Source organism: Paracoccus sp. J55, from assembly GCF_000513975.1.
Classification (GTDB): domain Bacteria; phylum Pseudomonadota; class Alphaproteobacteria; order Rhodobacterales; family Rhodobacteraceae; genus Paracoccus.
In genome coordinates this window covers 1-16,466 of sequence record NZ_AZVA01000014.1, presented here as the reverse complement: position 1 = coordinate 16,466, position 16,466 = coordinate 1, and the positions used below count along the sequence as shown (strand labels likewise).

The window sequence follows — 16,466 nt, the reverse complement described above, 5'->3', positions numbered from 1 at the left end:
TCACGTTCCCTCCCTCGGCGTGCCGGCGACGAGAAGGGCGAGCGTGACGGCAATGGAAAAGGTCAGCGCGAACTCGATTGCCAGGATCAGCGCCTTGGCGAAATCGACGGGCAGGCCCAGGAAGCTGCCGAAAGCCGCGCCGACGAGGCCGACGCCGAGGAACACGGCCGGCCCGACGACGAGGGCGAGGCGCAGGAGCCGACTCGACATGCGCGGCTCTTCGGCAATGCCGGCCATGACGACCAGCAGCCAGACGGCGGCGAGGATGGTGCCGGCCTGGAACGCGCCGCCGGGCATTTCGCTGCCCGCCCAGACTACATAGACGGCGACCACGAGGCCGAGTGGCGGCAGCAAGCGGCCGAAGGTCGCGAGCACGCCGTCCGGGCGCGCATGCTGGCGCAGGCCTGGCACGCCGCCCCAAAGCTCCTTCGGCGTGAGCGCCCAGACCGCGACCAGCGCGATCAGCAGCACGATGCTTTCCATCAGTGTGTCATACGCGCGGAAGTTGAGGAGCACCGCCGTAACGGGATTTCCGACGCCGGATTCAGAGATGTTCTCAGTGACGAGAGGAACGAGGCCCGGCGCCCCTACCGGGAGCGCGAGCACGGCCAGCGCGAGCATTCCCGTCACCGTTACGGACACAGCGGCGGCGGCGAGCTTCGGCAACACCGGCATGGCGGGATCATTGCCGCCGTCGCCGCAGCGCCGCTGGAGCATCGACCACGCTCCGATCAGCAGCACGCCGGTAAGGCCGGCTCCGATCGCGACCTCCGCCAGCGCCACGTCGACGGCCCCGAGCCGCAGCCAGGCGAGCCCGATCAGAATGCCGTAAGTGACGAAGAAGGCAATCGAGGCGAAGAGATCGCGCCCGGCCACCGCCGAGACGGCAGTTCCTACTAACAGGAGGCCCAGCATGGCGTCTAAGACAAAGGCAGCAGTCACTGGGCGCCTCCCTTCTCGTCAAGGTCTGGCAGGCGGTCGAGCGCGGCGCGGGCAACCAGTTGCGCGACGGTCGCGGCCGCTAAGACGGCGAGCAGCCAGACGAGGCCGAGCTTGGCGACGCCCCAGACATCGGGCATCCGGAAGGCGAGACCGAAGGCGATCAGCCCGAGGCCGAGATTGTCGGCCTTGGTCAGCGCGTGAAGCCGCGTGTGCGTGTCGGGAAAACGCAGCAGGCCGACAGTGCCGGCCACGAAGAAGAAGATGCCGGCGACGACGAACAGAATCGTGAAGGCCTCTGCGAGGTTCATCTGTCGTCCTCCTCCGGATCACCGGCCCCGTCCGGGCTCGATGCCTTGACGAAGGCGACTGCCGCGAAGGCAGCCAGCAGTGCCAGCACCAGCGCCACGTCGATCATCGCGCCGTTTCCTTCGGCGCCGGCTAAAAGCAGCACCGTGCCGACGCCGCTCGTGCCGATCAATTGCGCGCTCATCATGCGCTCGGCGCGCGTCGGACCGATATGGATGCGTATAAGGCTCGCCGCCACGGTCAGCAGAAGAATGAGGCCGGCAAGGTAGAGAAAACTGGTCATGGCCCCCGCTCCTCTCGTCTGTCCCCCTCGGTAAGCGTGGAGGCGATCCTTTCCTCTTCGTCGCGCAGGCTCCTTTCCACGTCCTGGCCCCTGTCGAGGCAGTGGACGTAGAGCACGTCGCCGCGTCCGCCAGCCACCAGCGAGCCTGGTAGAAGACTCGTCTCGCTGCCGAACGAGACCCTAGGCAGGCCCCTAGGCAGCTTCGTGCGATAGGCGATCCAGCCTGCGTCGAGTGGCATACGCGGGTGAAGCGCGCGGCGGGCGACGTCGATCCCGCCAAGAAGCGAGCTGCGCAAAAATCCGGGAGCGAGCCGGATCATCCCCGCGATACTCACGCGATGCGAGCCGGGCGGTAGCAGGATGAGGCTAACCCATGTCGAGCCTGCCGCAACCGCGATACCGAAGGCGAAGCCCGAAACGTCGGCGCGGGTCAGCACGAGCCAGATCAGAGCGAAAAGAACGAGCCGCTTTGCCACCATCAGCTTCATCGCACACCCATGTATCTACTCGCATGGACGGGAGCCCGAACCCGCAGCGCCCACGCGGCCAATTCGATCTCTATGTTCCCGCTCAAGACCGGGGGTCTCGGCAAGATGAGGAAATTGATGGAGCATCCCGAGATGGGACGGAGAATTTTCCGATTGATAGGTATTTGTCAACGGCGGAGTAAAGGCCGGCCACTGGGCGGAGCAAAAGTCGGCCACAGCTTGCCCGCGCCTGCGACCGCCGGGAGGACGTGGCCCGAGCGGGCGTCGCAGGCGCGGGCGGCGATTTTCGAGGAGGGTTTCTGCCGGCCTTTCGGGCGCGGCTTTGAGCGAGACGGTAGCTGTCGCCGTTCATCTCGAGAATGTTGACGTGGTGGGTGATGCGGTTGAGCAGAGCACCGGTCAGTCGCTCGGATCCCAGCGTTTCCGTCCATTCGTCGAAGGGTAGATTTCTGGTGATCAGGGTGGCACCGCGCTCATAGCGTTGCGAGATCAGCTCGAACAGCAACTCCGCACCGGTCTTTGAGAGCGGCACGAAGCCCAGCTCGTCGATGATCAGCAGCTTGTAGGCAGCCATCTGCTTCTGGATCCCAGAGCGTTCGCGCTTGCGAGCACCTTGAGGCACATGGCCGTGGATGACATGGCAACGGCCCCGCCGATGAGGATTGCGGGGACGGGCGCGAGATCGAAGATCAGAATTGTTATCAAAGACACCGTTATCGTCGTGACTGCAACCTGCACGGCTCCAAGACCGAAGACATGCTTCCTGAGCCTTACGAGCTTCTCGAACGAGAATTCCAGGCCAAGCGCGAACAGCAGGAGCACAACTCCGATCTCGCCAATGCTGGTCAGGGCAGCGTTTTCGGCAAGCAGGCCGAGGCCGGCAGGTCCAATGGCTGTACCGGCAAGAATGTAACCGACAATGCTGGGCACGCCGATCCGCGAACATATCGTCACGAGCACGAACGCGGCAAAGACCAACAAGGCCGCACTCTCGACAAATCCGGTCACGCCATGCATGTTCTTCTCCTGATGGCATGGCGCAGGGAAGGCCAATACCTGTAAACTCTAGACGTGCGAGCGCGCCCACAGCGCTATCTGCGCGGTAGGCATCGCACCGCTCGTCCTCGCAATTTCCTTCCCGCTCCTGAACAGGATCATGGTGGGAATGCCGCGGATCCCGTGGCGGCCGGCGATCTGCTGTTCGGCTTCCGTATCGAGCTTAGCAAGGCGGAAATTTGGTTCGAGCGACTGCGCCGCCGCCTCGAATTGGGGCGCCATCATCTTGCATGGCCCGCACCACTCGGCCCAGAAATCGACCAGCAATGGCAGTTCGGCATTCGCATGACGGTCAAAATTAGCCGCTGTAAGCGTGACGGGCCTGCCTTGAAAGAGAGGCGCGCCGCAGCGTCCGCAATTGGGAGTATCGGTCAGGCGCTCTTGCGGCACTCTGTTGGTGGAGTTGCACTGCGGGCAAGCGACCGTGGGCATCCTGTATCCTTTCGTTGACGGGCCGGTCTTGACGGCCGGCTGATGCAAGCATTCAGCGCGTGGACATGGCGCGGCGCGCCTGTCGCTGCCGCGGCTCGGGCAGGTATTCCACGCCACCGCCCTGGCGTCGAACCGGCTGCGGATAGAGCGTCATCAGCTCCAGTATTTCCTTGGGCATGTCCGTTCCGACGGGCAGGCCCAGCTCGCGTGCCTCATCGGCGGAGATCGGATAATCATGGGTCCAGGTGCCGGTCGCCAGTTTCGCCGCCACATCCGCCGCCCGGGCCTCATCCATCTTGTCCGAGAGAAGCCGTTTCGCGAATGCCTCGATCTGCGCGATGGCCTTGCGGCCGACATCGGCCATGATCAGGGTCTGGTCGTCGATCTCGGCGATGGGTTTCTCCTCGACGACCTTGATGAGCGAGGCAGCAGGCAACTGGCCAAGTTGCGGATCGACGGGTCCCAGCACGGAGTGTTCGCACATCACGATCTCGTCGGCAGCGAGTGCGATCAGCGTGCCACCGGACATCGCGTAATGTGGCACGAACACTGTGACCTTGCCCTTGTGTCCCTGAATGGCGCGGGCAATCTGTGTTGCCGCCAGCACAAGGCCACCCGGTGTGTGCAGCACGATGTCGAGCGGCACTTCGTCGTCGGTCATCTGGATAGCGCGCAGGACTTCCTCCGAGTCGTTGACGTCGATGTAACGCATTAGAGGGAATCCCAGCAGGTTCATCGTCTCCTGTCGATGGATCAGCAGGATGACGCGACTGGCGCGTTTCTTCTCGATCTGGGCGATCTTGCGTGTGCGCATCGCCTCAAGATAGCGGCGCTGGAGAACCGGCTGCAGCGCCGAAATGATGAAGAACAGCCAGAAAAGCTGCATTATGTCCATGGACCTTGTCCCCCTTCCCGTCGGCCATCCGGCAGAAAGCCATAGATGCCCTCGTCGCGATAATAATGGCGATAGGTGGCTGCCCGCCTTCGCAGGAGTGGCGTGACAATCCAACCGGCGAGAAACCCGCCGATATGCGCCCACCAGGCGATCCCGCCCGTGGCCTGATCGCCGCCGAGCGACAGAAAGCCGGGAATGACCTGCATGAAGAACCAGATCATTGCGAAAATGAACGCGCGCACTTCGAAGAACAGCGGAATGAACAGAATCGGCACGATCACCACCAGCCGAGCCGCCGGAAACATGCGTGCGTAGCAACCGATCACGCCCGCGATCGCCCCCGACGCGCCAAGCGCGGGAACGACCGAGTCCGGGTTCGCCAGCGCGTGAGCCAGTCCGGCCGCAACACCACAGAACAGATAGAACAACGTGAATCTACCCGGTCCGAGCCGATCTTCGACGGCGGGGCCGAAGATCCAGAGCGTCCACATGTTCAAGATGAGGTGCAGCCAGCCCCCGTGCAGGAAGATATTGGTCAGGAATGGGGTCCAGTCGGACGGGGCGACGAGGCTCAGCTGTCCGAAGAAGCGCGAGGGCACCAGCGCGAACTCGAACAGGAACCAGTCCAGCACGCGCGGCGGCAGGCTGGTCTGATAGAGAAACGCGACGACGTTCATGCCGATGACCGCCCATACGATGACGGGGGAGTAGCGGCGCGCGACGCTGTCAAGATAGGGAAACAAGCCGCAGATCCTCGCTCGCGCTGGCCATTCCGTTCATTGTTCTTTCCCGGCTATCGTCACGCCCGTCCAGGCCGGCGGATCGGAGGCCGGGAAGGATTCGAGCGAGGCTTCGAGCACCGGATCGAATTCGGCCTGTTCTTGCGACGACAGGTCCACCGTGCCTTTCTCCTCGACCGCGCGCCGGAGGCGGTGATCCGTGCGACCCCGATCCAGGCGGGACGGTATGCGAAAGGCGTCCGGGGCGTCGGCTCCCTTGTAGAGGCGATGCCGCTCCTCTCCCCGCCAGCGGTCAGGCGCATGCCGGTGAGCTGTGTCCTCACGCACGAAATAGCGCCAGTCCTGCCGCTCCGCGAATTCGACCGCGCTTTCGCGGTCAGGGAATTTCAGCCGGAGCGGACGATAGGGATCGTCGCTGGAGGTATATCCCATCAGCGGCTCGATTTGGGGCGGGCGCGACGGTTCGAATTCCAGTATCCAGTCGTTGGGCCGCGGCGCCGATGTCATCGCGGAACGAGCCGGCCGGTAGATGATCGCCGTCGGAACGTCCCACGACCTCATATCGGTCCCGGGTATCTTCGGCGGAAAGGGTGGACGATTGTGACCGCGCATCATGGTGCTACCCCTCGGTTGTCTCCCAGAAAAGCGTGTTCCAGCCGGGCGCGATCCCGCAGGGGCTGGGGAATTCGCGACCCTCTCTGATGAGCACTGTCAAACAGCGCATGAACGGTATCGGAAGACTGACCTGAGTCGCGCAGTTTATCGCGAAGATAATCGCGCGCCGCTTGGGCGATCCGGGTCACGTCGTCTTCGGGAATGCCGAGAACCGAGGAGGCCGTTTCAAGCGGGGTGTCGTTCAGGTCGACAAGAAACAGAACCCTGCGCCATAGCGCCGGCAGACCGGCGATCGCCCGGTGAAGGGCCAGCCGGTCCTGCCGTTTCGCGACCGCCGTTTCGGGGTCGTCCCCGCCGTCGTCGGCGATGAGCTCCTCGAGCAGCAGCACGTTGTCGGGCTGGTAGAACTCGAACATCTCCTCGTCCGACTCGGTGGGTTCCTCGGCCGGAGTCTCGGGTTTCGCGTCGATCGAGGCGGCGTCCTCCGGCACCGCGCGGCGCGCGGCGCGCGCCTCGGCCTCGATGGTCTCGAAAGCCAGTTTCAGCAGCCAGTCGCCTATGGAAAACTCGGTGGGCCGCTGCTCGAACCTTTCCAGTCCCTTGAGGATCGTCGCATCGACAAGATCGCGAACGCTGAGGTAACCCTCCGGCACAGATCCGCTGCATTCGAGATAGGTCAACTCGCGCCTGACGGTGTCGTAGACCGTATCGAGATGATCCTCGATCAGGTCGAAGAAGAGTTGGCGCCGCTCCGCCTCCGCCGCATCCCGCGCGGGCGGCAGCGGGGCGCCGATCCGGCGCCGGCGGGCGGGACGCTTGTACTCCGGCTCGTGCTTGAGGCGCGCCACATGCCGATCGACCTGGTGGCGCAGGTCGGCAAAGGCCTTGCGCAGGACCGGCTCGATCTCGAACCCCTCTTCCTGCGCCGCGATCACGCCCGAGGGCAGTTGCAGGCGCAGCCTGACCTGGATGCGCGTCTTGCCGCTCGTCTGGGAGGCGACGACTTCGAGCCGGACGAGATCCTCGCGGAAGCGTACAAGATGCGGTTCAAGTTGCCGCACCTCTTCCTCGATGACCTCAGGCGCGCGCTGTTGCCCGTGCCGGTCAAGATTGCGAAATGCTCTGATGACTTTCATGCCGTGGATCCTTCCTGTAACCCTCCGACGAAATGAGCCGGCGCGACCGTCATCGCGCCGGCCAGTCCTTCACGACGTCACCCGGTAGACTTATCGCCCTTGGACTGCTCCTTATCCTTGGCGTCGACCGGGACATCGGGCGTCGGAGCGTCCGCCTTGTTTTCGGCAACTGCGCTGGACTCGCCGATCCCGGCTTGGGCCGGATCGTCCGGGCTGTCGTCACCGGTGTCCCTTGGGATCTTTTCGAACACGACCTTCTGTTCGTCCGCTGACCAGGCGACGCGGACCTTGTCGCCATCCTCGATCCGCCCCGAGAGCAGTTCGCGAGCCAACTCGGTCTCCAGCTCCGACCGGATCAGCCGGCGTAGCTCGCGGGCACCGAATTCGGGGCGGAAGCCGACCGCGCCGAAGTGATCCACGACGCTCACATCGAGTTCGAGTTCGACGCCCTGGGTAAGGGCGGTCCGCTTCACCCGGTTGAGCTGCAACTCGACGATCTGGCGGATCTCCGACTGATTCAGCGAATGAAAGACGATGATCTCGTCGATCCGGTTGATGAACTCTGGCCGGAAATGACCGCGCAACACCTCCATCAGCTCGGACTTCTGCTTTGCCTCGTCGAACTCCTTGGTGCCGCGCTTCTTGAGGTTGCGCTGGATGATGTCCGAACCGAGGTTCGACGTGGCGATGATGATGGTGTTGGTGAAGTCCACCACGCGCCCCTTGCCGTCGGTCAGCCGACCGTCGTCGAACACCTGCAACAGAATGTTGTAGACATCCGGGTGCGCCTTCTCGATCTCGTCGAGCAGCACGACCGAGTAGGGCCGACGGCGCACCTTCTCGGTCAGTTGCCCGCCTTCGTCGTATCCGACGTAGCCGGGAGGCGCGCCCACCAGCCGGGCGACCGAGTGGCGCTCGCCATACTCGGACATGTCGATGCGGATGATTGCGTCCTGATCGCCAAAGATTACTTCGGCGAGCGTCTTGGCCAGTTCCGTCTTGCCAACCCCGGTCGGCCCGAGGAAGAGGAATGTCGCGGTCGGGCCGCGTCCCTCGCGCAGTCCTGCGCGCGCCAGGCGCACCGCATCCGCCACGGCGCGGATGGCCTCTTCCTGGCCGATGACGCGCTCGTGCAGCTTCTCCTCGAGCTTGAGGAGCTTGTCCTTCTCCTCGGTGGTCAGCTCCGTGACCGGAACGCCGGTGATCTTGGAGACGATCTGCGCGACGTGATCGGCGCGCACCTCGGCGGTCGCCGAAGCCTGGTCGCGCTTCCAGATTTCCAGAAGCTCGTCCAGCTCCTTCTGCTTCTGCTCGAGTTCCTTCTTCAGTTCCGCTGCACGGTCGAATTGCTTGCGGGCTGCGGCATAGTCCTGTTCGCGCTTGATCTGCGCGACCTCGGCTTCGAGCTCCTGCACGTCCACGGGCCGAGCAGTGGCCGAGATCTTCACCCGCGCCGCGGCCTGGTCGATCAGGTCGATCGCCTTGTCGGGCATGAAGCGACCGGTGATATAGCGATCCGAAAGCTCCGCGGCGGCGATGATCGCCTCGTCGGTGATCGTCACCTTGTGGTGGCTTTCGAGCGTGTCGCGCAGCCCGCGCAGAATCATGATCGTCTGTGCGACCGTGGGCTCGTCCACATAAACCGGCTGGAACCGTCGCTCGAGCGCCGCGTCCTTCTCGATGTATTTCTGGTACTCGTTGAGCGTCGTCGCGCCGATCAGGTTCAGCTCGCCCCGCGCCAGCGCCGGCTTGAAGGTGTTGGCGATGTCGAGACCTCCTTCGCCACCGCCCTGGCCGGCGCCGACGATGGTGTGGATCTCGTCGATGAAGAGAATAAGGCTGTCCTTCTCCTCGGTGATCTCCTTGAGGATCTTTTGCACGCGCTCCTCGAACTCGCCGCGATACTTCGACCCGGCCACCATCGAGTTGATGTTGAGCTCGACCAGCCGCTTGTCGCGCAGCGCCTCGGGCACTTCGCCCGCGACGATCCGTTGTGCAAGTCCCTCGACGATGGCGGTCTTGCCCACGCCGGGCTCGCCGATCAGCACCGGGTTGTTCTTTTTCCGGCGGGCCAGCACTTCGATCGTCGTCTCGATCTCGCGGGCGCGGCCGATGACGGGATCGAGCTTGCCCTCGCGCGCGGCCTTGGTGAGATCGCGGCTGAACTGGTCGAGATCGGGGGTGTTCGACGGAGTCTCGACGCGGCCTTCCTCGGCACCCTTGCCGACCACCTTCGTCACCTGCTGACGCAGCGCCTGCGGCGTCAACCCCAGCTTGCGCAGCATCGCCGCCGCGAGGCCTTCGCCCTCTTCGGCAAGGCCGATCAGCAGGTGCTCGGGGCCGACATAGGAATGGCCGAGTTCGTTCGAGGCGATGAAGGCCCGGTTCAGCGCGTCCTTCAGGCGAGGACTTACGCCGATTTCGCCTTCCGTCTTGGCGTCTCCACGCTTCGCTTCCTTCTCGATCTGGCGCCGCAGATCGTCCACATCGACCTTGAACTGTTCCAGGATCGTCTTGACGACGTCAGACGAGGTCAATGCCAGAAGCAGATGTTCGGTATCGACCTCGCTGCGCCCGAATTCCCCGGCCTTCTGTGCTGCATCCTGCAGCAGCTTGTTGCCCTGTTCGCTCAGCCGGTCGGCGATGGTGCGTCCGCCGCCGCGCCGCGATCCACGCCGCGGCGCGCCCTCCCCGAAGGTGGCATCCACGACGTCGTCCTCACCCGCGCCCGTGGCGCCCAGTGCACCACCCCGCAGCGGGCTGTCGCTGAACAGGCTGCCGAACCCGCTATCGCCGAAGAATTCGTCAAAAAGGGAATGTCGTCCGAACAGGGACTCCAGCGGCGATGCGCTGCGGCCCGACCGGCGCACCATTTCGCGGTAGTGCTGATCGCACAGCTCCATGTTCTGAACTTTGCCGTTCACCGAGGCGCGCACGCGCGCCGTCGCCGGGCGACCGCAAATATCGCAAGCTCCGTTTGCCATTCGTCTTCTCCGTTTCTTTATCCAGTCAGGGTTGTCCGCCGATCATCTGCGTCAGTGACGGTGTCACGCAGCGACTGCTTCCGTTCTTTTCACCTTGGACCCAATTGCCACCAGATCGGGCTCGTCCAGTGTCTCCCGTTGCAGGAGATCCTGCGCCGATTGCTCGAGCAGCGCCCGGTTGGCTTCGAGAAGCGAGACGGTGCGCTTGAACACGCCATCCACGATGTCGCGCACCTTCGCGTCCATCCGCTCGGCAGTGGCCTCGCTGTAGCGGCGGTTCAGCCACGACGACTGGTCGCCGGTGCCGAGAAAGCCGGGCCGATCGGTGTCGTAGCTGACATGCCCGAGGTCTTCGTCCATCCCGTACCGCGCGACCATGGCGCGGGCGATATCGGTGGCCTTGACCAGATCGTCCGCCGCCCCGGTCGAGAGGTGGTCGTAGACAATCTTCTCGGCCGCGCGCCCGCCCAGCAGCACGGCGATCTTGTTCTCGAGTTCCTCCCGCGTCATCAGGAAGCGGTCCTCGGTCGGGCGCTGGATCGTGTAGCCGAGCGCGCCAATTCCGCGCGGTATGATCGAGACCTTGTGCACCGGGTCCACCCCCGGCAGAGCCATCGCCACCAGCGCGTGCCCCATCTCATGGTGCGCCACGATCTCGCGTTCGCGCGGGTTCAGAACGCGGTTCTTCTTTTCCAACCCTGCGATGATGCGCTCGACGGCATTGTTGAAGTCGTCCATCGTCACCGCATCGGCCTTGCGGCGCGTGGCAAGCAGCGCAGCCTCGTTGACGAGATTGGCGAGGTCCGCCCCGGAAAAGCCGGGAGTAAGCGCTGCGACCTTCTCGGCATCGACGTCCGGGGCGAGCTTCACCTTTTTCATGTGAACGCCGAGAATCTGCACACGTCCTTTCTTATCCGGCCGATCCACCAGCACCTGCCGGTCGAAGCGTCCCGCACGCAGCAGCGCGGGGTCGAGGATCTCTGGTCGGTTGGTGGCGGCCAGGAGCACGATGCCCACCGAAGGGTCGAAGCCGTCGAGCTCGGTCAGAAGCTGGTTCAGCGTCTGCTCACGCTCATCGTGGCCGCCAGCGATCTGGCCGGAGGAGCGCGCCCGCCCGAGAGCGTCCAGCTCGTCGATGAAGATGATCGCCGGGGCGGATTTCCGGGCCTGCTCGAACAGGTCGCGCACCCGTGCGGCACCGACGCCCACGAACATCTCGACGAACTCGGAGCCCGAGATCGAAAAGAAGGTCACGCCGGCCTCGCCTGCCACTGCGCGCGCTAGAAGCGTCTTGCCGGTGCCCGGCGGCCCGACAAGCAATATGCCTTTGGGGATATGTGCGCCCAGCTTTCCGTATTCGGCGGGGTTCCTGAGGAACTCTACGACCTCCTCGAGCTCGGCCTTGGCCTCGTCCACACCGGCCACGTCGGCGAAGCTGACGCCGGTTTCTTTTTCCATGTAAACCTTGGCCTTGCTGCGGCCGACCTGCATGAACCCGCCGAAACCCTGTTTGTCGGCGAACTTACGGAACAGCAGCATCCAGATTCCGAAAAAGACAAGCGCTGGCGCCACCCAGGAAATCAGCGTGCCGAGAAAGGTGTTCTGAGGAACGCCCGTGATCTCGACGCCGGAGCGGTCGATCCGCTGCAGGATCGCGGGATCCACGACCGTGGTGACGAACTGGCTCTTGCCGTCGACGGGGTCGGTGAAGGTGCCGGTGATGGTGTCCGCGCCGACCGCAACGGACGCGACCCTGCCATCCTCGAGATAGCTCTCGAACTGGCTGTAGCTGATCGGTGCGACGGATTGCCAGCCGGCGATCAGGTTCTGGATGAAAATCACGGCTATGAAAGCCACCACCCAGTACCAGATGTTATATTCGGTCTTCCTTTCCATGCCGCTTGTCCCTTTCACTGGCGCCCGAGCCGCGCCCTGATCCGCTCGAGCAGCGCCAGCAGGATGCGCCTTTCGTCTGCCGACAGATCCTGCAGGATTTCATGTTCGAGCGCCGGTTGCCGCGGCGCGAGTTCCTCCAGCATCGCCCGGGCCTTCGACGTTGCGGTGACGATCTGCGACCGCCTGTCGTCGAGCGAGGGCGACCGCTCGACCCAGCCGTCCCGGACCATGCGATTGACGAGCTGGCCCGCAGTGGCCGGGCCGACCTCAAGTCGGTCGGCCAGATCGCCGATGGTCAGCCCGGGCGCATCCTCGACATGCGCCGCCGCCATCCAGGACAGGCGGGTCAGGCCGCTGTCGCGGATGTCTTGGTCGATCCGCTGCTGGATGAGCTGCGCGACCCGGTGGATCGTCGTCCCGATCAGCGCGATGTCCGAAGAGATCATAGGTATCCTTCCTCCGGTGGCATGAGACACAGGATAGACCGCACTCCATCCAAAGTGCAATGCAAGCATCATACATGCTTGCATAATAAATGGATCTGCCTATCTTGATGGGCGGTCTCCGAACCGACATCCAGCCGGCACCGTTGCCCGGTCGGACCATGCCGCCGGTTCGGGGGCATCGATCAGCTACAGGAGGCCAGCAATGCTCTATCCGACATATCTGCGCCGCAGCGATCCCTTCGCGCTGATGCGCTCCATGATGCGCGATCTCGACCGCGGCTTCTTGCCCCCGTCCCGCGCGGCGTTCCCGGCGGTGAATGTCTGGCAAGGCCCTGAGGCCGTTGCCATCGCCGCTGAACTTCCCGGCATCGAACCGGGCGACATTGAGATTTCGGTTAAGGACAACGTCCTGACGCTTTCGGGCGAACGCAAGGCGCCCGAGGTTCCCGACGGTGCGCGCTGGCACCGCAACGAACGCGGTTTCGGCAGGTTTTCCCGCACTATCCGCCTGCCGTTCGCGGCCTCGGATGACAAGGTCGAGGCGAGGATGACGAACGGCGTATTGCGGATCGTCATCTCCCGGCCCGAGGAAGAAAAGCCGAAGAGAATCGAGATCAAGGCAGCCTGAGAGGAGCTGGAACGATGAGCACCGACATCACGCAAGCCGCCGAAAAGACGCCGACCGACTCGCCCGAGACCACCGGCGGCGGACGCATCTACCGCCCGTTGACCGATATCGTCGAGACCGATCAGGGTGTCTCCATGATGCTTGAAATGCCTGGGGTCGCCGCCGATGCGGTCGAGATCACGCTCGAAAATCGTGTGTTGACGATCCGCGGCAAAGTTGACCCGGTGCGGCCGGAAAACCTCGAACTTGCCTATGCCGAATATGGCGAGGGCGATTTCGAGCGTGCCTTCACGCTTTCCGAGGACTTCGACCCCAACAGGATCGAAGCCGAGATGCGTGGAGGTGTCCTCACCCTGACGCTCCCCCGAGCCCCTGAAGCGCAGCCGAAAAAGATCGCCGTCAAGGGCGCCTGAAAACCGAAGGAGACCATATCATGCAGATCAAAGACCTCATTCCCTGGGCGCGCAAGGACGGCGCGCCAGATGCCAAGAGCAGCGAAGACAACCCGATCGCGACACTCCAGCACGAAATGAACCATGTGTTCGAGAACTTCTGGAACCGTGTCGGTCATTTCGAATGGCCCTTTGGCAGCGGCGAAGCGAAATCCGACGTGGTCGAGACCGACAAGGCGATCGAAGTATCGATCGAGCTGCCGGGCATGGAGATGAAGGACATCGAGGTGACGGTCAACGATGACATGTTGACTGTGAAGGGGGAGAAGAAGATCGAGCGCCAGGAGGAGAAAAAGGGGTATTACCTGTCCGAGCGCAGCTACGGCGCGATCTACCGGACAATTCCGCTCCCTCCCGGTGTGGATGGCGAAAAGGCGCAGGCATCCTTCAAGAACGGGGTTCTGACGATCAAGCTGCCCCAGACTCCCGAGGCGCAGGCGAAGGTCAAGCGCATCGAGGTCAAGAACGGCTGATTTGCCACATTGGGTGTCGCCGGTTTGCGGCGTCCCCTCCGCTCCGTGCGATATCGCACCGTCTGGCAAAGCCCCGGGGAGCTTGTCTCTCCAGGGCGGCTTTCGAGAGGCAATCATGAAAGACTTGCAACGAACCGGGCTGACCCGTGAACAATGGTCGGCGATGACGCTCTACGAGAAGTTCGAGCAAGTTGTCATCTTCGTCCTCAGCGTCATCATTGCGGCGATCGTCGTGGCGTCGGTCTGGGCGCTGATGCGCGAAGTCGTGAACCGCTTGCTTCTGGGGGCATTCGACACTCTCGACTACGCCACCTTCCAGGTGGTGTTCGGCATGATCTTCACCGTGGTGATCGCGCTCGAGTTCAAGCGCTCCCTTCTTGTTGCGACCGAACGCAGCTTCGGGATCCTCCAGGTCCGCACGATCGTGCTGATCGCGCTGCTGGCCATCGCGCGCAAATTCATCATCCTGGACCTCGGCGAGACGGAATCATCCAAGATTGCCGCACTCGCGGGCGCGGCGCTTGCGCTCGGCGCTGTCCACTGGCTGGTGCGCGATCAGGACCGGCGCGAACTCGGAGGCCACGAGACGCGATGACCGCGGCCTCCGCCAGCCACCGCCTGCTCAATTTCGTGCAATCGGCGCTGCTGCTCGGGCTCATGGCGGCGCTCGCCTGGGTTTCGGTCACGGTGATCCTGGGGCCCGGAACGGGGCTGCTCGTCGCGCTCGGCATGGTCGCCGGCCTGTTTCTGGCCCCCGACCTGTCGCGGCGGATGCTGCTGTCGGCCTATCGCGCCCAGCGTCTGACGGGGCGCGAGGCCCCCGGTCTCGTCGCAGCACTTGCCGAGCTCGCGCGCCGCGCCGGCCTGCCGCGCACCCCGGCGCTGTATCGCGTCCCGAGCCGGCTGCCGAACGCCTTTGCCATGGGCAGCCCCGAGGACAGCACGATCTGCGTCACCGACGGGCTGCTCGAGATCCTGGACGGTCGCGAACTTGCCGGCGTCCTCGCGCACGAGATCGGCCACATCGCCCATCGCGACCTCTGGATTATGGGACTCGCAGACGTGATGTCGCGGCTGGTGTCGCTGGCAAGCTGGATGGGACAGTTGCTTGTGCTGGTGAACCTGCCGCTCGTGATGGCGGGCATGGTCCATGTGCCCTGGTCGGTCGTGGTGCTCCTGATCTTCGCGCCCACGCTGATGGCGCTGATCCAGCTCGGGCTGTCGCGCACCCGCGAATACGATGCAGACCGGGTGGCGGCGGACCTGACCGGCGACCCCGAGGGGTTGATCGGCGCGCTCGGCAAGCTCGAGCGCCGCGTCGGCCGGTTCTGGGAGGACATCTTCCTGCCCGGCAGACGCATCCCCGAACCCTCGCTGCTGCGGACGCATCCGCCGGTAGAAAGCCGGATCGCGAGGCTCCGCGCGCTGGCCCCCAGCCGAACGCTTTCCGTCCCGCCGATGGCCGGGCACGCGATGCCCGCACTGACGTCGCCACAGGCTCAACCGCGGTTCAGGTCCTTCGGATTTTATTGGTAAGGCAGCCGGACGGCTGACGGAAACGCACGTAAGTCATTGCTTTGTAAAGTAAATCAGTGGAAAAGGTTGTCTTTCAGACCCATCCCCTCCGCCATATTCCGTTGATTTAATTGATAAATATGCATTTTGGAGCGCGCCCGCCATTGTGCCCGCCACGCGCGAAACGCTTGATATGGTGCGTGGCTGGTAAGCGTCCGGCCTGACCGCCCTGCCGCGTGGTGAAAGAGGCGGATAGTGTCCACCATTGATAGTGGACACTATGGTGATGGCGTGGCGCGTCGGACGAAGCGACTTTGGACGGATGAGGAGAAGCGTTCGATCTGTTTCCAGACGGCGGCGCCGGGCGTTTCCGTGGCTCAGGTGACGCGGCGCTACGCGGTGAACGCGAACCTGATCTTCAAGTGGCTGCGCGATCCCCGTTATGCGCCGGACCCCACCTCGGTTGCGCGCCCAGCAGAGGAGGCGCGGTGATCATCGACGAACTGGGCTTTGTGCCGCTGTCCAAGACCGGCGCCGAATTGTTGTTCGAGCTGATCTCGCAACGTTACGAGCGCGGCGCGACCTTGATTACCAGCAATCTGCCCTTCGATGAATGGACCGAGACCTTCGGCTCCGAGCGCCTCACCGGCGCACTGCTCGACAGGCTGACCCATCACGTCAGCATCCTCGAGATTGTCAATCGGCACGCAACTTTGACCCCCTTTCGGCGCCCAATAATGACCCCGCTTGGTCAGCACGGGTAGCTGGCCCGATGCGGTGTAGCCTCCATACAGCGCAACCGGATCGGGCCAGCGGCGTCTCGGTCATTCCCGCGTCTTGAAGCGCCAGCTCTCGTTGCCGGTCTCGACGATGTCACAGTGATGGGTCAGTCGGTCGAGGAGCGCCGTTGTGAGAACGGCGGTGAGAAATTCGTCCACGGTAGCGGTGGCTTGGTGCTGCTGCGGGCGGCGTAAAAGTCGTCCACCTATTCCCTTTCTGCGGCGGCAGGGAGGGCGTGAGGATTTACAGCGTGGACCTATATCTGAGAGTTCGCCAGGCTTGCGCGGAAGGCATGAGCCAGCGGGAAGCGGCGCGGGTGTTCAACATCTCGCGTGACACGGTTGCGAAGATGATGACCTTCTCGGTGCCACCGGGCTACCGACGGACGGCCGAGGTCAG

General features: G+C 63.8%; 19 protein-coding genes and 3 pseudogenes. 7 read left to right on the top strand and 15 right to left on the bottom strand.

Annotation, left to right across the window (positions count from 1 at the left end; all coding sequences use genetic code 11):
* From PARJ55_RS0113360 to PARJ55_RS0113300, 14 genes and pseudogenes are all read right to left on the bottom strand, one after another.
* Complete coding sequence (locus tag PARJ55_RS0113360; RefSeq protein ID WP_028713498.1) at positions 1 to 942, bottom strand: hydrogenase subunit MbhD domain-containing protein; 942 nt, start codon at positions 940 to 942, stop codon at positions 1 to 3.
* Positions 939 to 1,250 (bottom strand): monovalent cation/H(+) antiporter subunit G, encoded by a 312-nt coding sequence (locus PARJ55_RS22100; RefSeq protein ID WP_036698450.1) that lies wholly within the window; start codon positions 1,248 to 1,250, stop codon positions 939 to 941. Before PARJ55_RS22100 ends, PARJ55_RS0113360 begins: the two co-directional genes overlap by 4 nt.
* Positions 1,247 to 1,531 carry a monovalent cation/H+ antiporter complex subunit F gene (locus PARJ55_RS22095; protein WP_036698449.1) on the bottom strand — a complete coding sequence of 95 codons (285 nt, stop codon included), beginning with the start codon at positions 1,529 to 1,531 and terminating at the stop codon, positions 1,247 to 1,249. The genes PARJ55_RS22100 and PARJ55_RS22095 overlap by 4 nt, the downstream gene beginning before the upstream one ends.
* Positions 1,528 to 2,019: a Na+/H+ antiporter subunit E gene (locus PARJ55_RS22090; protein WP_051416274.1), complete on the bottom strand. Its 492-nt coding sequence runs from the start codon at positions 2,017 to 2,019 to the stop codon at positions 1,528 to 1,530. The genes PARJ55_RS22095 and PARJ55_RS22090 overlap by 4 nt, the downstream gene beginning before the upstream one ends.
* 301 nt (positions 2,020 to 2,320) lie before the next feature.
* Positions 2,321 to 2,602 (bottom strand): annotated as a pseudogene (locus tag PARJ55_RS23375) (ATP-binding protein); the annotation flags it as partial.
* Complete coding sequence (locus tag PARJ55_RS22085) at positions 2,572 to 3,036, bottom strand: cation:proton antiporter (RefSeq protein WP_084637862.1); 465 nt, start codon at positions 3,034 to 3,036, stop codon at positions 2,572 to 2,574. The gene PARJ55_RS22085 and the pseudogene PARJ55_RS23375, both read right to left, overlap by 31 nt.
* 48 nt (positions 3,037 to 3,084) lie before the next feature.
* Entirely contained in the window at positions 3,085 to 3,507 is a 423-nt protein-coding gene (gene trxC / locus PARJ55_RS0113335) for a thioredoxin TrxC (protein ID WP_028713497.1), read from the bottom strand.
* 52 nt (positions 3,508 to 3,559) lie between these two features.
* A complete protein-coding gene (locus tag PARJ55_RS0113330) occupies positions 3,560 to 4,402 on the bottom strand; it encodes an ATP-dependent Clp protease proteolytic subunit (RefSeq protein ID WP_028713496.1) in 843 nt (280 codons plus the stop codon).
* Positions 4,393 to 5,145: a rhomboid family intramembrane serine protease gene (locus PARJ55_RS0113325; RefSeq protein ID WP_028713495.1), complete on the bottom strand. Its 753-nt coding sequence runs from the start codon at positions 5,143 to 5,145 to the stop codon at positions 4,393 to 4,395. The genes PARJ55_RS0113330 and PARJ55_RS0113325 overlap by 10 nt, the downstream gene beginning before the upstream one ends.
* A gap of 33 nt (positions 5,146 to 5,178) precedes the next feature.
* The gene (locus tag PARJ55_RS0113320) at positions 5,179 to 5,757 is read right to left on the bottom strand and encodes an NADH dehydrogenase ubiquinone Fe-S protein 4 (protein WP_028713494.1); all 579 of its coding nucleotides are present in this window, start codon (positions 5,755 to 5,757) and stop codon (positions 5,179 to 5,181) included.
* A complete protein-coding gene (locus PARJ55_RS0113315; RefSeq protein WP_028713493.1) occupies positions 5,754 to 6,893 on the bottom strand; it encodes an RNA polymerase sigma factor in 1,140 nt (379 codons plus the stop codon). The genes PARJ55_RS0113320 and PARJ55_RS0113315 overlap by 4 nt, the downstream gene beginning before the upstream one ends.
* Before the next feature lie 77 nt (positions 6,894 to 6,970).
* Positions 6,971 to 9,877 carry an ATP-dependent Clp protease ATP-binding subunit gene (locus PARJ55_RS0113310; RefSeq protein ID WP_028713492.1) on the bottom strand — a complete coding sequence of 969 codons (2,907 nt, stop codon included), beginning with the start codon at positions 9,875 to 9,877 and terminating at the stop codon, positions 6,971 to 6,973.
* A gap of 63 nt (positions 9,878 to 9,940) precedes the next feature.
* Positions 9,941 to 11,773 (bottom strand): ATP-dependent zinc metalloprotease FtsH, encoded by a 1,833-nt coding sequence (gene ftsH / locus PARJ55_RS0113305; protein ID WP_028713491.1) that lies wholly within the window; start codon positions 11,771 to 11,773, stop codon positions 9,941 to 9,943.
* A gap of 14 nt (positions 11,774 to 11,787) precedes the next feature.
* Positions 11,788 to 12,219 carry a MarR family winged helix-turn-helix transcriptional regulator gene (locus PARJ55_RS0113300; RefSeq protein WP_028713490.1) on the bottom strand — a complete coding sequence of 144 codons (432 nt, stop codon included), beginning with the start codon at positions 12,217 to 12,219 and terminating at the stop codon, positions 11,788 to 11,790.
* A gap of 202 nt (positions 12,220 to 12,421) precedes the next feature.
* Here PARJ55_RS0113300 and PARJ55_RS0113295 point away from each other — a divergent pair, with 202 nt between their 5' ends.
* The 7 genes and pseudogenes from PARJ55_RS0113295 to PARJ55_RS22075 all read left to right on the top strand — a co-directional run.
* Positions 12,422 to 12,847 carry an Hsp20/alpha crystallin family protein gene (locus tag PARJ55_RS0113295; protein ID WP_028713489.1) on the top strand — a complete coding sequence of 142 codons (426 nt, stop codon included), beginning with the start codon at positions 12,422 to 12,424 and terminating at the stop codon, positions 12,845 to 12,847.
* Between the two features lie 14 nt (positions 12,848 to 12,861).
* Entirely contained in the window at positions 12,862 to 13,260 is a 399-nt protein-coding gene (locus PARJ55_RS0113290; protein ID WP_028713488.1) for an Hsp20/alpha crystallin family protein, read from the top strand.
* A gap of 20 nt (positions 13,261 to 13,280) precedes the next feature.
* On the top strand, positions 13,281 to 13,772 hold the full coding sequence (locus PARJ55_RS0113285) for an Hsp20/alpha crystallin family protein (protein WP_028713487.1): 492 nt from the start codon (positions 13,281 to 13,283) through the stop codon (positions 13,770 to 13,772).
* 115 nt (positions 13,773 to 13,887) lie between these two features.
* On the top strand, positions 13,888 to 14,367 hold the full coding sequence (locus PARJ55_RS0113280; protein ID WP_028713486.1) for a phosphate-starvation-inducible PsiE family protein: 480 nt from the start codon (positions 13,888 to 13,890) through the stop codon (positions 14,365 to 14,367).
* Entirely contained in the window at positions 14,364 to 15,308 is a 945-nt protein-coding gene (locus PARJ55_RS0113275; RefSeq protein WP_028713485.1) for a zinc metalloprotease HtpX, read from the top strand. Before PARJ55_RS0113280 ends, PARJ55_RS0113275 begins: the two co-directional genes overlap by 4 nt.
* A 234-nt stretch (positions 15,309 to 15,542) precedes the next feature.
* On the top strand, positions 15,543 to 15,779 hold the full coding sequence (locus PARJ55_RS22080; RefSeq protein WP_036714200.1) for a transposase: 237 nt from the start codon (positions 15,543 to 15,545) through the stop codon (positions 15,777 to 15,779).
* A pseudogene (locus tag PARJ55_RS22075) lies at positions 15,776 to 16,051 on the top strand (ATP-binding protein); the annotation flags it as partial. The gene PARJ55_RS22080 and the pseudogene PARJ55_RS22075, both read left to right, overlap by 4 nt.
* A 60-nt stretch (positions 16,052 to 16,111) precedes the next feature.
* Here PARJ55_RS22075 and PARJ55_RS23975 read toward each other — a convergent pair.
* A pseudogene (locus tag PARJ55_RS23975) lies at positions 16,112 to 16,207 on the bottom strand (ATP-binding protein); the annotation flags it as partial.
* Positions 16,208 to 16,466: the final 259 nt, after the last annotated feature.

Bases quoted from the DNA above. Each gene is read 5' to 3' on its own strand.
- PARJ55_RS22100 (WP_036698450.1), bottom strand. From the start codon at position 1,250: ATGAACCTCGCAGAGGCCTTCACGATTCTGTTCGTCGTCGCCGGCATC.
- PARJ55_RS22095 (WP_036698449.1), bottom strand. From the start codon at position 1,531: ATGACCAGTTTTCTCTACCTTGCCGGCCTCATTCTTCTGCTGACCGTG.
- PARJ55_RS22090 (WP_051416274.1), bottom strand. From the start codon at position 2,019: ATGAAGCTGATGGTGGCAAAGCGGCTCGTTCTTTTCGCTCTGATCTGG.
- PARJ55_RS22085 (WP_084637862.1), bottom strand. From the start codon at position 3,036: ATGCATGGCGTGACCGGATTTGTCGAGAGTGCGGCCTTGTTGGTCTTT.
- trxC (WP_028713497.1), bottom strand. From the start codon at position 3,507: ATGCCCACGGTCGCTTGCCCGCAGTGCAACTCCACCAACAGAGTGCCG.
- PARJ55_RS0113330 (WP_028713496.1), bottom strand. From the start codon at position 4,402: ATGGACATAATGCAGCTTTTCTGGCTGTTCTTCATCATTTCGGCGCTG.
- PARJ55_RS0113320 (WP_028713494.1), bottom strand. From the start codon at position 5,757: ATGATGCGCGGTCACAATCGTCCACCCTTTCCGCCGAAGATACCCGGG.
- PARJ55_RS0113315 (WP_028713493.1), bottom strand. From the start codon at position 6,893: ATGAAAGTCATCAGAGCATTTCGCAATCTTGACCGGCACGGGCAACAG.
- PARJ55_RS0113310 (WP_028713492.1), bottom strand. From the start codon at position 9,877: ATGGCAAACGGAGCTTGCGATATTTGCGGTCGCCCGGCGACGGCGCGC.
- ftsH (WP_028713491.1), bottom strand. From the start codon at position 11,773: ATGGAAAGGAAGACCGAATATAACATCTGGTACTGGGTGGTGGCTTTC.
- PARJ55_RS0113300 (WP_028713490.1), bottom strand. From the start codon at position 12,219: ATGATCTCTTCGGACATCGCGCTGATCGGGACGACGATCCACCGGGTC.
- PARJ55_RS0113295 (WP_028713489.1), top strand. From the start codon at position 12,422: ATGCTCTATCCGACATATCTGCGCCGCAGCGATCCCTTCGCGCTGATG.
- PARJ55_RS0113290 (WP_028713488.1), top strand. From the start codon at position 12,862: ATGAGCACCGACATCACGCAAGCCGCCGAAAAGACGCCGACCGACTCG.
- PARJ55_RS0113285 (WP_028713487.1), top strand. From the start codon at position 13,281: ATGCAGATCAAAGACCTCATTCCCTGGGCGCGCAAGGACGGCGCGCCA.
- PARJ55_RS0113280 (WP_028713486.1), top strand. From the start codon at position 13,888: ATGAAAGACTTGCAACGAACCGGGCTGACCCGTGAACAATGGTCGGCG.
- PARJ55_RS0113275 (WP_028713485.1), top strand. From the start codon at position 14,364: ATGACCGCGGCCTCCGCCAGCCACCGCCTGCTCAATTTCGTGCAATCG.